The sequence below is a fragment of the Streptomyces sp. Y20 genome (assembly GCF_043195475.1).
Classification (GTDB): domain Bacteria; phylum Actinomycetota; class Actinomycetes; order Streptomycetales; family Streptomycetaceae; genus Streptomyces.
Window position 1 is genome coordinate 45,957 of record NZ_JBIDDP010000019.1, and the last position, 14,044, is coordinate 60,000.

Annotated in this window: 8 protein-coding genes and 1 pseudogene; 8 read left to right on the top strand and 1 reads right to left on the bottom strand. The window is 72.8% G+C overall.

What is annotated here, in order from left to right; genetic code table 11:
• The first annotated feature begins 59 nt into the window (after positions 1–59).
• Together ACGFT1_RS33150 and ACGFT1_RS33155 are read left to right on the top strand one after the other, a co-directional pair.
• Positions 60–1,637 (top strand): PucR family transcriptional regulator, encoded by a 1,578-nt coding sequence (locus ACGFT1_RS33150; protein ID WP_373912688.1) that lies wholly within the window; start codon positions 60–62, stop codon positions 1,635–1,637.
• Between the two features lie 184 nt (positions 1,638–1,821).
• Positions 1,822–3,267: an aldehyde dehydrogenase family protein gene (locus ACGFT1_RS33155; RefSeq protein WP_373912689.1), complete on the top strand. Its 1,446-nt coding sequence runs from the start codon at positions 1,822–1,824 to the stop codon at positions 3,265–3,267.
• An 88-nt stretch (positions 3,268–3,355) separates the two neighbouring features.
• Here ACGFT1_RS33155 and ACGFT1_RS33160 read toward each other — a convergent pair whose 3' ends face one another.
• On the bottom strand, positions 3,356–6,286 hold the full coding sequence (locus ACGFT1_RS33160) for a glycoside hydrolase family 3 C-terminal domain-containing protein (RefSeq protein WP_373912690.1): 2,931 nt from the start codon (positions 6,284–6,286) through the stop codon (positions 3,356–3,358).
• A gap of 239 nt (positions 6,287–6,525) precedes the next feature.
• On the opposite strand from ACGFT1_RS33160, the gene ACGFT1_RS33165 reads away from it, so the two are divergent.
• The 6 genes and pseudogenes from ACGFT1_RS33165 (at position 6,526) to ACGFT1_RS33190 (ending at position 14,034) form a co-directional block, all read left to right on the top strand.
• Positions 6,526–8,214, top strand: a complete 1,689-nt coding sequence (locus ACGFT1_RS33165; RefSeq protein WP_373912691.1) for an extracellular solute-binding protein — start codon at positions 6,526–6,528, stop codon at positions 8,212–8,214.
• Between the two features lie 27 nt (positions 8,215–8,241).
• Positions 8,242–9,276, top strand: coding sequence for an ABC transporter permease (locus tag ACGFT1_RS33170; protein ID WP_373912692.1), 1,035 nt, complete (start codon positions 8,242–8,244; stop codon positions 9,274–9,276).
• 44 nt (positions 9,277–9,320) lie between these two features.
• Entirely contained in the window at positions 9,321–10,232 is a 912-nt protein-coding gene (locus ACGFT1_RS33175) for a carbohydrate ABC transporter permease (protein ID WP_373912740.1), read from the top strand.
• Between the two features lie 303 nt (positions 10,233–10,535).
• A pseudogene (locus ACGFT1_RS33180) lies at positions 10,536–10,991 on the top strand (1,4-beta-glucanase); the annotation flags it as partial.
• A gap of 89 nt (positions 10,992–11,080) precedes the next feature.
• Entirely contained in the window at positions 11,081–13,360 is a 2,280-nt protein-coding gene (locus ACGFT1_RS33185) for a glycoside hydrolase N-terminal domain-containing protein (RefSeq protein ID WP_373912693.1), read from the top strand.
• Positions 13,321–14,034, top strand: coding sequence for a hypothetical protein (locus ACGFT1_RS33190; protein ID WP_373912694.1), 714 nt, complete (start codon positions 13,321–13,323; stop codon positions 14,032–14,034). The genes ACGFT1_RS33185 and ACGFT1_RS33190 overlap by 40 nt, the downstream gene beginning before the upstream one ends.
• Positions 14,035–14,044 lie beyond the last annotated feature (10 nt).

The following is a 14,044-nucleotide window of genomic DNA, read 5'->3' on the forward strand; positions in this document are numbered from 1 at the left end:
GCGTAGGCCGTTCATACACCGTGGCCAAAAGATCACCCCTCCCTCACCGTGAAGGCGCCATGCCCCCGACTCTCGCCTCGCTCGTCCACCACTCCGCGCTCAAGCTGACCGTGCGCGCGGGCGAGGACCGTCTTGACGTGCCCGTCCGCTGGGCGCACGTCAGCGAGCTGGCCGACCCCGTGCCCTACATGGAGGGCGGCGAGCTGTTGCTGATCACCGCGCTGAAACTGGACGCCGAGAACCCGGAGGCCATGCGGCGCTATGTGCGGCGGCTGTCCGGCGCGGGCGTGGTCGGCCTGGGGTTCGCCGTGGGCGTCAACTACGAGCAGGTGCCCGAACCGCTCGTCGACGCCTGCGCGCAGGAGGGGCTGCCGCTGCTGGAGGTGCCCCGCCGCACCCCTTTCCTCGCCATCAGCAAGGCGGTGTCCGCGGCGATCGCCGCCGACCAGTACCGCGCGGTCACGGCAGGCTTCGCCGCCCAGCGCGAGTTGACCCGGCAGGCGCTGAACTCCGGCCCCGAGGGCGTGCTCGGCGTGCTCGCCACGCAGGTCGACGGCTGGGCCGCGCTGTACGACGCCTCGGGTGCCGTCGTCGCCGCCGCCCCGGACTGGGCCGGCCGGCGGGCCGCCCGGATCACCGCCGAGGTCGAACGGCTGCGGGAGCGGCCCGCCCCCGCGTCCTCCGTCGTCGGTGGCCCGGACCACGAGGACCGGGTGGAACTGCACAGCCTCGGCACCGGCCGCCGCCCGCGGGCCGCGCTCGCCGTCGGCACGGCCGCGCCCCTCGGCACCGCCGAGCGGTACGCCGTGCACTCGGCCATCGCCCTGCTCACCCTCACCACCGAACGCTCCCGCTCCCTGCACGCGGCCGAGCAGCGGATCGGTACGGCGGTGCTGCGCATGCTGCTCGCCGGCGAGCCCGATCACGCCCGGGCCGTCGCCGGGGACCTGTACGGCGGGCTGCTCGACGCGCCGTTCCGGATGATCGTGGCCGAGTCCCCGGCCGGCACGGCGGGCGAGTCGCTGGGTGAGCTCGCGGAGGCCGTGGAGTCCGCCGCGGCGCGTTCCGGGGAGGCCGTGCTGGTGGTGCCCGAGGGGGAGCGGCTGGTGGTGCTGGCCGCCGACGAGGGTACGGCGGTGGCCGCGTGTGCCACGTACGCGGCGGCGCGCGAGAGCGCGCGAACCGTGCCCGAGCAGGGTCGTGCGGACGACAACGACCTGGTCGTCGGCCTGTCGGCGCCCGCCGGGCCGACCGCGGCGGCAGCGGCGTACAAGCAGGCCGGGCAGGCGCTGTCGGTGGCGCGGCGGCGGGGGCGGGTGTTCGTGGAGCACGAGCAGCTGGCCGCGGGCTCCGTGCTGCCGCTGCTGGCCGACGACGCGGTGAAGGCGTTCGCCGACGGGCTGCTGCGGGCGTTGCACGACCACGACGCGACGGGCCGGGGCGATCTGGTGGCCTCGCTGCGGGCGTGGCTGTCCCGGCACGGGCAGTGGGACGCGGCCGCGGCCGACCTCGGCGTCCACCGGCACACGCTGCGGTACCGGATGCGCCGGGTCGAGGAGATCCTGGGGCGCAGCCTGGACGACCCGGACGTACGCATGGAGCTGTGGCTGGCCCTGAAGGCGACGTCGACCGAGTGATCGCTCCGGGGGAGAGCGTCTCCGCGGGCATCGCCGGCCCACCGGGCGCGGTCCACCCCGCCAAACCGGCGCACCCCCCGCCCCGAGTGGTACGGCACGGACAAGCGACCCTTCGGCGGCGCCGTCCTACCGTGGAGCACGCAAGCCAAGTACACCCCCAACGCGGAAGGGCCGGGACTCGTACATGACTTCCACCCATGCCTTCTGGCTCGCCGGCCGCCAGGTCACCGGCGAGGACACCTTCGACGTCACCTCGCCGTGGGACGGCCGGCTCGTGGGGAAGGTCGGCGTGCCGACCGACGCCCAGGTCGAGGAGGCCGTGGCCGCCGCGTACGCCGTGCGGGACGAGTTCGCCGCCACCCCGGCGCACGTGCGCGCCGCCGCGCTCGACCACGTCAGCAGGCGGCTGGCCGAGCGCACCGAGGAGATCGCCCGGCTGATCTCCGCCGAGAACGGCAAGCCGATCAAGTGGGCCCGGGGTGAGGTCGGCCGCGCGGTCTCCGTCTTCCGGTTCGCCGCCGAGGAGGCCCGCCGGTTCAACGGCGGCGAGGCCCAGCGGCTCGACACCGACGCCGGCGGCCAGGGCCGGCTGGCGCTCACCCGCCGCTTCCCGAAGGGTGTCGTGCTCGGCATCGCGCCGTTCAACTTCCCGCTGAACCTGTGCGCTCACAAGGTCGCCCCGGCGATCGCCGCCGGCGCGCCGATCATCCTGAAGCCGGCCCCGGCCACGCCCCTGTCCGGGCTGATCCTGGGTGACCTGCTGGCCGAGACCGACCTGCCCGCCGGTTCCTGGTCGATCCTCCCGGTCGCCAACGACCGCATGCCCGCCCTCGTCCAGGACGAGCGCCTGCCGGTGATCTCCTTCACCGGTTCCGAGAAGGTCGGCTACGCGATCATGGACTCGGTGCCGCGCAAGCACTGCACGCTGGAGCTGGGCGGCAACGGAGCGGCGGTCGTCCTCGGCGACTACGCCTCCGACGCCGACCTGGACTGGGCCGCGACGCGCATCGCGACCTTCTCCAACTACCAGGGCGGCCAGTCCTGCATCTCGGTGCAGCGGGTGATCGCCGACGCGTCCGTGTACGACCGGCTGCTGCCGCGCATCGTCGCCGCCGTCGAGGCGCAGGTCACCGGTGACCCCACCGACGACACGACGGACGTCGGCCCGCTGGTCAGCGAGGACGCCGCCAAGCGCGTGGAGTCGTGGGTGGACGAGGCCGTCTCGGCGGGGGCGCAGCTCCTCACCGGCGGCAAGCGCGACGGCGCCTCCTACGCGCCGACCGTCCTCACCGACGTACCGGCCGACACCACGATCGCCTGCGAGGAGGTCTTCGGGCCCGTCCTCACCGTGCGGAAGGTGGACGGCGAGGCCGAGGCGTTCGCCGCGGTCAACGACTCCAAGTACGGCCTTCAGGCGGGTGTGTTCACCCACGACCTCCAGGTCGCCTTCCGTGCCCACCGCGCCCTCGAGGTAGGCGGTGTGGTGATCGGCGACGTCCCGTCCTACCGTGCCGACCAGATGCCGTACGGCGGCGCCAAGCAGTCCGGTGTGGGCCGCGAGGGCGTCCGGTTCGCGATGGAGGACTACACCTACGAGCGCGTGCTGGTTCTCACCGGTCTCGCGCTCTGACCTGCCACTGACAGGTCGGAACAGGACGGCCGCAGCCCACTGTGCGGGGGCTGCGGCCGTTCGCGTGTCCGCCGCTCGCCCGCCCCCCTCAGCCGGTGAAACCGACGTGCGCGAGCCGCAGGGGGCCGCGCAGCGCGAGGCGGACGTCGTGGACGCCCGCGGCGACGAGCCCGGCGGTACGGGTGGTGTAGGCGTACGGGCCGGCCGTGGGGGTGTCCAGGGTGACGGCGGCCAGCACCGGGCCGCCGTCCAGGGACAGTTCCAGGGTGCCCTCGCCCGCCAGCTCTGCGGTCACCTCGGTCACCCCCGCGCCGAAGTCGCAGGCGCGGTAGTGGAGTTCGGCGCTCTGTCCGGGGGCCGGGGTCACCGCGTCGCCCGCCGTCCTCGTCCGGTCCACGATCGCGGCACCGGACTGCTCGTCGAAGTCGGCGGCCGGAAGGCCCCGCTCCAGCACCGGCCGCGGAGGGGCGGGCCGGCCGCCGGGGCAGAGGGTCGCGCGCAGCCGTACGTCCTCGCTGGACGCCCCCACCAGCAGCTCGTAGGGACCGTCCTCCAGCCGCCGGACGCCGTGGGCCACGTCCCAGAACTCCAGTGCCGACAGCGGGACTTCGAAGGTGACCTCGGTCGTCTCGCCGGGGGCGAGCGCAAGCCGGCGGTGGGCCAGCAGTTCGCGGCGCGGGCGGGGCACCGACGGGTCCACGGCCCGGCCGTAGAGCTGGACCACCTCGTCCGCCGGCCGGTCGCCGGTGTTGCCGACCGTGCAGCTCACGAGGACCGAGCCCGCCCGCACGCGGGCCGTCAGGCCGTCGTACGCGAACGACGCGTACGACAGACCGTGGCCGAAGGGGAAGAGCGGGCTGCCGTCGAAGTAGAGGTAGGTCTGCCGGCCGCCGATCACGTCGTAGTCGAGGAGGCCGGGCAGGTCGGCGTCGTCGGCGTACCAGGTCTGGGGGAGGCGGCCGGCCGGGGAGACGTCGCCGGCCAGTACCCGGGCCAGCGCCGTGCCCGCCGCCTGGCCGCCGTGCGCCGTCCACAGAACGGCCGGCAGTGAGGCCGCGTCCACCGCGTACGGGTACGCCGACACGAGCACCAGCACGGTACGCGGGTTGGCCGCCCGGGCCGCGCGCAGCAGCCGCTGCTGGTGCTCCGGCAGCAGCAGCGTCGTACGGTCCTCGGTCTCGCGGCCGTTGATGTGCGGATCGTTGCCCGCCACCACCACGACGGCGTCGGCCTCGCCCGCCACCCGCGCCACCGCGTCCTCGCCCCGTTCGACCGTGACCACCTGAAAGACCTCACCCGTGTCGGCAACCCGCACGCCGTCGGCGGCGACACGGAGATGACGACCCGTGCCCAGGTGCTTGAGGAGGTGACCGCCGGCGTGCGGTTCCAGACGGAACGTCTCCTGGACGACCCAGCCGCCGGGCTGGTCGGCGGAGGCCCGGACGCAGCCGTCCTCGGCGACCGAGAGGTAGCGGCCGTCGGGGGCGCGCAGGGTCACCACGCCCTCGCCCCAGTCGGCCAGTGCGAACTCGGTGCCGGTGGCGTCGGTGGTCAGCGGCGGCAGGTCGGTGCGCCCGGACAGCAGCGCGGGGTCCAGGGCTCCCTCGGCGCCGCGCGCCTCGTCGGGGGCGTCCGCCACGGGCACGGCGAGGAACGCGCCGTCCGCCGTCCGCAGCCGGATCCGGTCCACGCCCTCCGCGAACCGCACCCGCTGCGCGCCGAACCGCTCGTACAGGCCCTCCAGCGGGGTGGAGCGGTGCAGGAGGCTGCCGCTGTACCAGTCCAGCTTGCACTCGTCGGCGAGCAGGCCGACGACCGCGAGCCGGGTGTCCGGGGCGAGCGGCAGCAGGCCGGTGTCGTTCTTCAGCAGCACGACCGCCTGCTCGGCGGCCTCCTGCGCGAGCGCCCGGTGCGCCTGGGTGTCGAACGCGCCGGTGCCCGCGTGCGGGTCGAGGAGCGGGTCGAACTCGCCGAGCCGGAACCGGACGGAGAGCTGGCGGCGCACTGCGGTGTCGATGTCCGCCTCCGTCAGCAGGCCCTGCGCGAGGGCCCCTTCGATCCGCGCGGTGATCAGCGTGCCGTCCGTGCCGTGGTCGGTGAAGCTGTCCACGCCGGCCAGCAGGGCCGCCGCGGTGGCCTCCTCGTGGGTGTCGAAGTAGTGCTCGGAGTCCACCAGGTTGGAGGGCGCGCCCGCGTCCGAGCAGACCAGCAGCTCCTCGTCGGTCCAGGTGCGCAGGTGCTCGCGCAGGTACGGGGAGACGTGGTTGGGGCGGCCGTTGACCAGGTTGTAGGCCGGCATCACCCCGGCCACCGCGCCCGCCCCGACCGTGTCACGGAAGGCGCGCAGGTCGTACTCGTGCAGCACGCGGGGACGCACGGAGGACGACGAGGTGTCCCGGTCCTGCTCGTTGTTGTGTGCCAGCCAGTGCTTCAGCACCGGCGCGGTGCGCCAGTACAAGGGGTGGTCGCCGCGCAGGCCGCGGGTGTATGCCGTGGCGATGGCCGAGGTCAGCTGCGGGTCCTCCGCGTAGCCCTCCTCGTTGCGGCCCCACAGCGGGTGGCGCAGCAGGTTGACGGTCGGGGCCCACACGTTCAGGCCGACCCGCTCGTCGCGGGCGCGCATCGCCCGGATCTCCCGGGACACCGCCTCGCCGACCCGCCGTACGAGGTCCGGGTTCCAGGTCGCGCCGAGCCCGACGGCCTGCGGGAACACCGTCGCCGGGCCCATCCAGGCCACGCCGTGCAGTGCCTCCTGGCCGGTCCGCCAGGGGGCGATGCCCAGACGCTCCACGGCCGGCGGGAACTGGTGCAGGAAGGAGATCTTCTCCGCACGGGTGAGCCGGGCCAGCAGGTCCTCGACGCGCTTCGCGAACGGCAGACGCGGATCGCGGAAGGGCGGGGTGGACGGCGAGTCGACGGTCACGAACGGTTCCCCTTGCGAATGGAGCGGCACGGGCTTTCGAAGCGCTTCGATGCTCAGTCTCGCAGGGTCTGGTGTCAAGGTGCATGGGCGAAACATCGCCGACTTCTCCATGGTGCCCCCTGCGCGACCAACATCGCACTGTGTAGACGGAGATCGCAGGAATCTTGGCGACGACTCTTGTGCGCCTCCAGGCGTTCACTTAACCTCGCAGCAACATCGAAGCGCTTCGACTGCCGTGCCCGCCGAAGAACGCTTCCGCTCAGCCAGTTCCACTCGAGACACCACAGCCGACGGCCACCGCCGGGTGTCCTGGTGCGCCACGAAGGGTTGACGCAATGACGCCGAACGCCGCCTCCTCCGCTCCCAGCAGGAGAGGCTTCCTCGCCTCCACCGCGGTCGCCGCCGCCGCGGTGGCCGGGGGGATGCCGCTGCTCACCGCCTGCGGAAGCGCGGACAGCGGGGCCCGAGGGGGCACCTCGGCCGGCAAGAACGCCAGGAAACTGCTCCCGGCGTACGTGGCCGGGAACGTGGTGACGCCGGACATCCCGGCCAAGAACGGCTCGGCCGCCGGGTTCACCCGCAAGCTCGACCTCGCTGCCCTGAAGACGTCCGTGCCCAGGAAGCTCGGCAAGGGCAACAAGGTCACCGTCATGTCGCCGTTCTGGGGCTCACCGCCCGAGCAGGACAACGCCTACTACCGGGCGATGAACGACCTCGCCGGCGTAGACGTCCGGTGGCAGAACCAGGACGGCAACACCTACGAGCAGAAGCTCGGCGCGGTCCTCGCCTCCAGCCAGGTGCCCGACGTGGTGGTCATCCCCGGCTGGAACATGAACGGCAAGATCCCCGGCGCCGTCATCTCCAAGTTCGCCGACCTCGGCCCCTACCTCTCCGGCGACGCCGTCAAGGACTACCCGAACCTGGCCGCGATCCCGACGGACGCCTGGCAGCGCTCCATCTTCGGCGGCAAGCTGCGCGGCCTGCCCCAGCCCGCCCCGTACGTCACCGGCATCGTGCCCCTGTACCGCAAGGACGTCTTCGACAAGGAGGGCTACCGGGTACCGCGCTCGGCGGACGAGTTCATGGCCCTCGCCAAGGACATCACCAACGCCAAGGCCAAGCGTTGGGCGTGCCTCGACATGAAGTGGACCGCCTTCCAGATGTTCGGCGTGCTCTCCGGCAGCGAGAAGCCGCTCGGCTGGAACCTGACCGGCGGCAAGCTCGTCAACCGCATCGAGACCGACGAGTACCTCGAGGCGCTGGAGTGGACCCGGAAACTCTTCGCCGCAGGCGTCGTGCACCCCGACGCCGAGCTCGGCAAGAGCCAGGCCACCGACCCGGGCCCCAAGTTCGCGGCCGGCGAGTTCCTCATCTACGCCAACAACATCTCGCAGTGGTGGAGCCGTACCGCCGAACAGGCCACCCACAAGCCCGGGTTCAAGGTCTGGGGCATGGACGTCTTCGGCCACGACGGCGGTGACCCCCGGCTCTACGCCGAACAGCCCGCCGGAATCTTCGCCTTCGTCAACAAGAAGGCCTCCGAATCGGTGATCCGGGACGTGCTCGCCGTCGCCGACGCCACCGCCGCGCCGTACGGCACCAAGGAGTACATGCTCACCAACTACGGCGTCGAGGGCACCCACTACACCGTCAAGAAGGGCGTCCCCACCAAGACCGACCAGGGCAACATCGACGTACTCAACGCCTATGTCATGATCGCCAGCCCCGCCCCGACCATCGCCCACCCCGACTTCCCCGAGGTCGCCAAGGGCCAGGTCGAGTGGCAGCAGCGGATGGGTGCCTTCACCACCAAGTCCTCCTTCTACGGCATGCAGATCACCGAGCCCAGCCGCTACACCGACCTCGGCAACGACTTCGAGCAGCTGGAGGACGACATCGTGCGCGGCCGCAAGAAGATCGGCGACATGCAGCAGGCCGTCTCCGACTGGCGCAGCAGGGGCGGCGACAAGCTGCGCGACTGGTACAAGAAGATCCTCGACGAGAACGGCCCGGCGGCCGGCTGACCCGAGGCACGAGGCAAGGAGAAGTCCGTGTCCCACAGCACGGTGCCTCGGAGCAGGGCCGAGGCCGACACGACGGCGGCCACCCCGGCGGCGCCCGGCGGCACCACAGGTTCCCGCGACGGACGGCGCGCGGCGGGGCCCGGCCTGCGCCTGAGGTTCGCACGCGACCGCGTCCTGCTCCTCATGACGCTCCCGGCCGTCGTCCTGCTCCTGCTCTTCAACTACCTGCCGATCCTCGGCAACATCGTCGCCTTCGAGGACTACGACCCGTACATCAGCGACAACGGCGCCGTCTCCATCCTGCACAGTCCCTGGGTCGGCCTGGCCAACTTCCAGCAGATCTTCCAGGACTCCGCGTTCTGGAACGCGATGTCGAACACGCTGGTGCTGTTCGTCCTCCAGCTGGTCCTCTACTTCCCGATCCCGATCCTCCTCGCGCTGCTCATCAACAGCGTCGTCAGGCCCCGGGTCCGGGCCGTCGCACAGGCCGTCCTCTACCTGCCGCACTTCTTCTCCTGGGTGCTGGTCATCGCGGTGTTCCAGCAACTCCTGGGCGGCGCGGGACTGTTCTCCCAGCTGATGCGGCAGCACGGCTACGACGGCCTCCAGGTCATGACCGACCCCGACACCTTCAAGTTCCTCGTCACCGCGCAGAGCGTGTGGAAGGACGCCGGCTGGGGGATCATCGTCTTCCTCGCCGCGCTGGCCTCCGTCAGCCCCGACCTGTACGAGGCCGCCGCGATGGACGGCGCCGGCCGTTGGCGCCGCATGTGGCACGTCACGCTGCCCGCGCTGCGCCCGGTGATCGCGCTGCTGCTGGTGCTGCGCGTGGGTGACGCGCTGACCGTCGGCTTCGAACAGATCCTGCTCCAGCGCGACGCCGTCGGACCGGGAGCCTCGGAGGTCCTGGACACCTTCGTGTGGTGGAACGGCGTCCGCAACCAGGACTTCGGCTACGCGGCCGCCGCCGGTCTCGTCAAGGGCGTGGTCAGCATCGGCCTGGTCCTCGCCGCCAACAAGGTGGCCCATCTCATGGGCGAGCAGGGGGTGTACCAGAAGTGACAACCAGCCTGGGCCGACCGGCGGACCCGGCGGCGGACCCGGTGATGGACAGGCCGCGCCGGTGGGCCGCCCCGCCCCGCCCGGTGTGGGAGGAGGAGCCGGGCCGGGCGGGCCTCGCGGCCAAGAGCCTCGTACTCAGCTTCGCCTGCCTGGGCGTCCTCTTCCCGCTGTGGATCGTCCTCGTCACCAGCCTGTCCTCGCGGCGGACCATCGACGAGGCCGGCGGCCTGGTCATGATCCCCAAGGGCATCACCCTCGTCGCCTACCGGGAACTGCTCAGCGGCGGCCAGGTCACCCGGGCCGCGCTCGTCAGCGTCCTCGTCACGCTGGCCGGCACGGCCTTCTCGATGACCGTGTCCGTCCTGTGCGCCTACGGCCTCTCGCGCAGCGGGTCGCTGGGGCACCGGTGGATCCTGATGGTGCTCATGGCCACCATGTTCTTCAGCGCCGGGCTCATCCCGACGTACCTGCTGGTGCAGTCCCTCGGGCTGACCGACACCTACCTCGCGCTGATCCTGCCCAGCGCGATCAGCGTCTTCAACATCCTCGTCCTGCGCGGTTTCTTCATGGGCATCTCACCGGAACTGACCGACAGCGCGCGCATCGACGGGGCGGGGGACATCCGCGTCCTGTTCCAGATCGTGATGCCGCTCTCCCGGGCGGTCCTCGCGGTGATCACACTGTTCTACGCGGTCGGGTACTGGAGCGCCTGGTTCAACGCCTCGCTGTACCTCAACGACCAGGACATGATGCCGCTCCAGAACGTCATGATCCAGCTCGTGCAGAAGCAGGAGGCTCCCGTGGGGCTGGGGCAGGCCATCAAGACGGGCGAGCTGTCCGGGCTGGCCGTGCAGATGGCGGTCATGGTGATGGCCCTGCTGCCGGTGGCCGTGCTGTCGCCGTTCGTCCAGAAGCACTTCAGGAAGGGGATGCTGACGGGGGCGGTGAAGGGCTGACCGGCGTCCCCCGCAGGGCGGGTGGTACGGCTCGCCGGTGACCGGGGGCGCGCCGCGCGGGCCCCCGCGAGCCGCACCCCACCGCTCCGCGCCCCCGTACCCCCGACGTTTTGTGCCCCCGCGGCTCCTGCCCCCGCGGCTCCTGCGTCCCCGGAGCCCCGCGGTCCCCCTCGCCTACGCTGCCCGCGCCCTCCCGGCACCACGGCTCCGTCACCCGACGAACCGCCCCGCCTCCGCCCCGTACGCGCCCCGGACCCCCACCCGGCCCACGGGTCCCACCCGCCACCGTCCAGTGAGGTACCCATGCCCGACCCGAGCCGCAGAACCGTACTCGCCGGAACCGCCGCGGCCGCCGCGCTCGCCGGCCTGCCCACGCAGGGACACGCGGCCGAGGCCCGGCACCGGGCGTACCGCTGGCGCACGGCGGTGATCGGCGGCACCGGATTCGTCACCGGCATCCTCTTCCACCCCGCCGTCCCCGGCCTCGCCCACGCCCGCACGGACGTCGGCGGCGCCTACCGGTGGGACCGGGAGACCGCTCGCTGGACCCCGCTCACCGACCACCTCGGCTGGGACGACCGTAACCTCCTCGGGGTGGAGGCCCTGGCCGTCGATCCCGCCCACCCGGACCGGCTGTACCTCGCCCTCGGCACGTACGCCCGGCCCTGGGCCGGCGACGGCGCGTTCCTGCGCTCCGCGCAGGCCGCGGCGAGACCGGCGCACGTCGTGCGGCCCGGGCGGGGCGGCCACGGCAACGGCGCCTTCTCCGAGGACGGCGGACGCACCTGTGCCCCCTTCCCGGCCCAGCCCGCCCACGCCGCCACCCTCCGCGTGGCGGTGCCGCGGTCATGAGCCACACCCCGGTCCACGGCACCTGGGAACCGGCTCCGGCCGCCCGCTGGGAGGACGCCTTCCTGAGCGGCAACGGCCACCACGGCGTCCTCGTGTCCGGTGACCCCGACGACGAGCGGGTCGTCGTCACCCACCACACCCTGGTGCGGCCCAACGGCGCCGAGCACGCCCGGCCGCCGCGGCTCGCCGCCGAACTCCGGACCGTCCAGGACCGGTTGCTCGCCGGCGACCTGACCGCGGCCGACGGCTTCACCGACGGCCGGCCGTTGCAGTGGGTGCAGCCCTTCCACCCGGCCTTCCGGATACGGCTGCGCAGACCGGCGGGCAGCGGATCCGACGGCCACCACCGTGCCGTCGACTTCTCCACCGGCGAGGCCACCGCGGCCCGCGCCGGCACCGGCAGCCGCGTCTTCGTCTCCCGCGCCGACGACGTCGTCGTGCACGAGGTCACCGCCGGCGATCTCGAGATCTGCCTCGACCACCGGCTGCCGGGCGCCCCCACCGGACTGCGGGCCGGCCAGGGCACCCTGCTCACCCCCGAGGGCGCCCTGCTCAGCCTGCGCGCCCGTTACCCGGACAGCGACCGCGCCTACACCGGGGTGACCCTCGTCGCCGCCCTCGGCGGCCGTACCGAACTCGTCCCGCCGGGCGTCCGCGTCACCGGTGCCCGCTCGGTGCTGCTGCTCACCCGGGTGCGCCGGCACACCGGCGAGGCGGACGTCGTCGCCGAGACCCGGCAGCTCCAGGACCTGCTCGACGGCACCGAGCGGCCGTACGACAGCCTGCTCGCCCGCCACCTCGTCCGGCACCGCGCCGCCTACCTGCGGGTCGCCCTCGATCTCGGCGCCGACCCGGCCGAGCGCGCCCTGCCCGGCTCCGAGCTGCTGCGGCGCCCGCACAGCCCGGCCCTGCTGGAGAGGCTCTTCGCGGCCGGCCGTTACCACCTGCTCTCCGCCAGCGGCCTCCTCCCGCCCCGGCTCACCGGACTGTGGACCGGTGACTGGGACACCGCCTGGTCGGGAGCGTTCACCACGAACGCCAACCTCAACCTCCAGACCGCCGCCGCACCCGCCGCCGCCCTGCCCGAGGTCACCGAATCCCTGGCCGCGCTCGTCGAGCGGCAGCTGCCGGACTGGCGGGCCAACGCGCGCGCCGTCTTCGGCGCCCGGGGCGCGGTCGCGCCCTCGCACACCGACGGCGAGTCCGGGCTGACGTACCACTTCAGCCGCGACCACCCGCTGCACCTGTGGACCGCCGGAGCGGACTGGCTGCTCAAACCGCTGGTCGACCACGACGAGATCCGCGGCGCCCAGGATCCGCGCACCGCCGCCGCCCTCGCCGAGGCGGCCGTCTTCTACGAGGACTTCCTCACCCGCACCGATGCCGACGGCCACCTCGTCATCGTGCCCTCCTACTCGCCCGAGAACCGCCCCGCGAGCGGCGGCCCGGGCGCGGTCAACGCGGCCATGGACCTCTCCGCCGCCCGGCACACCCTGCGCACCGCCGCCCGCTACCACCCCGGACGCGCCGCCGCCTGGCGGGCGCTGGCGGACCGGCTGCCCCCGCACCGGATCAACGCCGACGGCGCCCTGGCCGAATGGGCCTGGCCGGGGCTCGACGACACGTACGACCACCGCCACCTCAGCCACCTGTACGGCGTCTGGCCGCTGGAGGAGATCACCCCGTACGACACCCCGCGCCTGGCCGCCGCCGCCCACCGGGCGCTCGCCCTGCGCGGCACCGGGAACGACTCCGCCCACGGCCACCTGCACCACGCCCTGATCGCCGCCCGGCTCGGGGACACCGTCCGGGCCGCCGGGGCGCTGCACCGGGTCCTGGACGGCGACTTCTTCCACGCCTCCCTGATGAGCGCCCACTACCCGCACCGCGACGTCTACAACGCGGACGCCGCGCACACCCTGCCCGGCGTGCTGATCGAGATGCTCGTCCAGTCCACCCCCCACCGGCTGGTCCTGCTGCCCGCCGTACCGGACACCTGCCCCAGCGGCGAACTGCGCGGCATACGCACCCGGTTCGGCGCGGAACTCGACCTCGGCTGGAGCCCGGACGGTGCCCGGGCCGTCCTGCGGCCCCACCCCACCCTCCGCATCGAACTGCGGACCTCCTCCGGCGCCGGGCCGCTCGTCCTGGTCGCCGGAGAAGAACGCGTCCTCACCCTGAGGGCGCGGCGATCAGCACCATCTCCCCCACCTCCCCCACCCATGGAAGGGACACCATGGCAACAAGCACACTGTCCAGGGCCGCCAAGGCCCTGATCGCCCCCGCGCTCGCCCTCGGCGCCACCGTCGGCCTCGCCTCGGCACCCGCCTCCGCCGCCGTCTGGAACTCCTGCGACCAGTGGGGCAACACCACCCTGAACGGCTACACCCTCTACAACAACATCTGGGGCTCCGGCGCCGGCAGCCAGTGCATCTGGGCCGACTCCGGCACCAACTGGGGTGTCCGGGCGAACCACCCGAACACCGGCGGCATCAAGTCCTACCCCGACGCCAAGAAGGTCATCAACAAGCCGATCGGCTCCCTGACCTCCCTCACCAGCAGCTACAACGTCACCGTCCCGTCGTCCGGCGCGTACAACACGTCGTACGACATCTGGGACACGGCCCACCACTACGAGATCATGCTCTGGGTCAACAAGACCGGCGCGGTCGGCCCGCTCGGCACCTCGCAGGGCACGGTCACCCTCGGCGGCTCCACCTGGACCGTCTACAAGGGAGACAACGGCGCCAACGCGGTGTTCTCCTTCGTCCGCAGCTCCAACTCCGGCTCCGGGACGGTCAACATCCTGCCGATCCTGAAGTGGATCAAGGACACCAAGGGCTGGTTCGGCAACGTGACCATCGGCGACGTCCAGTTCGGCTACGAGATCACGTCCTCCTCCGGCGGACTGGACTTCACCACCAACAGCCTCAGCGTCAGCAGCAGCTGAGCCTTCGGGG

What these genes read in the sequence shown, in the direction of transcription:
- ACGFT1_RS33150 (WP_373912688.1), top strand. Translation starts at nt 60, where the DNA reads ATGCCCCCGACTCTCGCCTCGCTCGTCCACCACTCCGCGCTCAAGCTG.
- ACGFT1_RS33155 (WP_373912689.1), top strand. Translation starts at nt 1,822, where the DNA reads ATGACTTCCACCCATGCCTTCTGGCTCGCCGGCCGCCAGGTCACCGGC.
- ACGFT1_RS33160 (WP_373912690.1), bottom strand. Translation starts at nt 6,286, where the DNA reads ATGTTTCGCCCATGCACCTTGACACCAGACCCTGCGAGACTGAGCATC.
- ACGFT1_RS33165 (WP_373912691.1), top strand. Translation starts at nt 6,526, where the DNA reads ATGACGCCGAACGCCGCCTCCTCCGCTCCCAGCAGGAGAGGCTTCCTC.
- ACGFT1_RS33175 (WP_373912740.1), top strand. Translation starts at nt 9,321, where the DNA reads ATGGACAGGCCGCGCCGGTGGGCCGCCCCGCCCCGCCCGGTGTGGGAG.
- ACGFT1_RS33185 (WP_373912693.1), top strand. Translation starts at nt 11,081, where the DNA reads ATGAGCCACACCCCGGTCCACGGCACCTGGGAACCGGCTCCGGCCGCC.
- ACGFT1_RS33190 (WP_373912694.1), top strand. Translation starts at nt 13,321, where the DNA reads ATGGCAACAAGCACACTGTCCAGGGCCGCCAAGGCCCTGATCGCCCCC.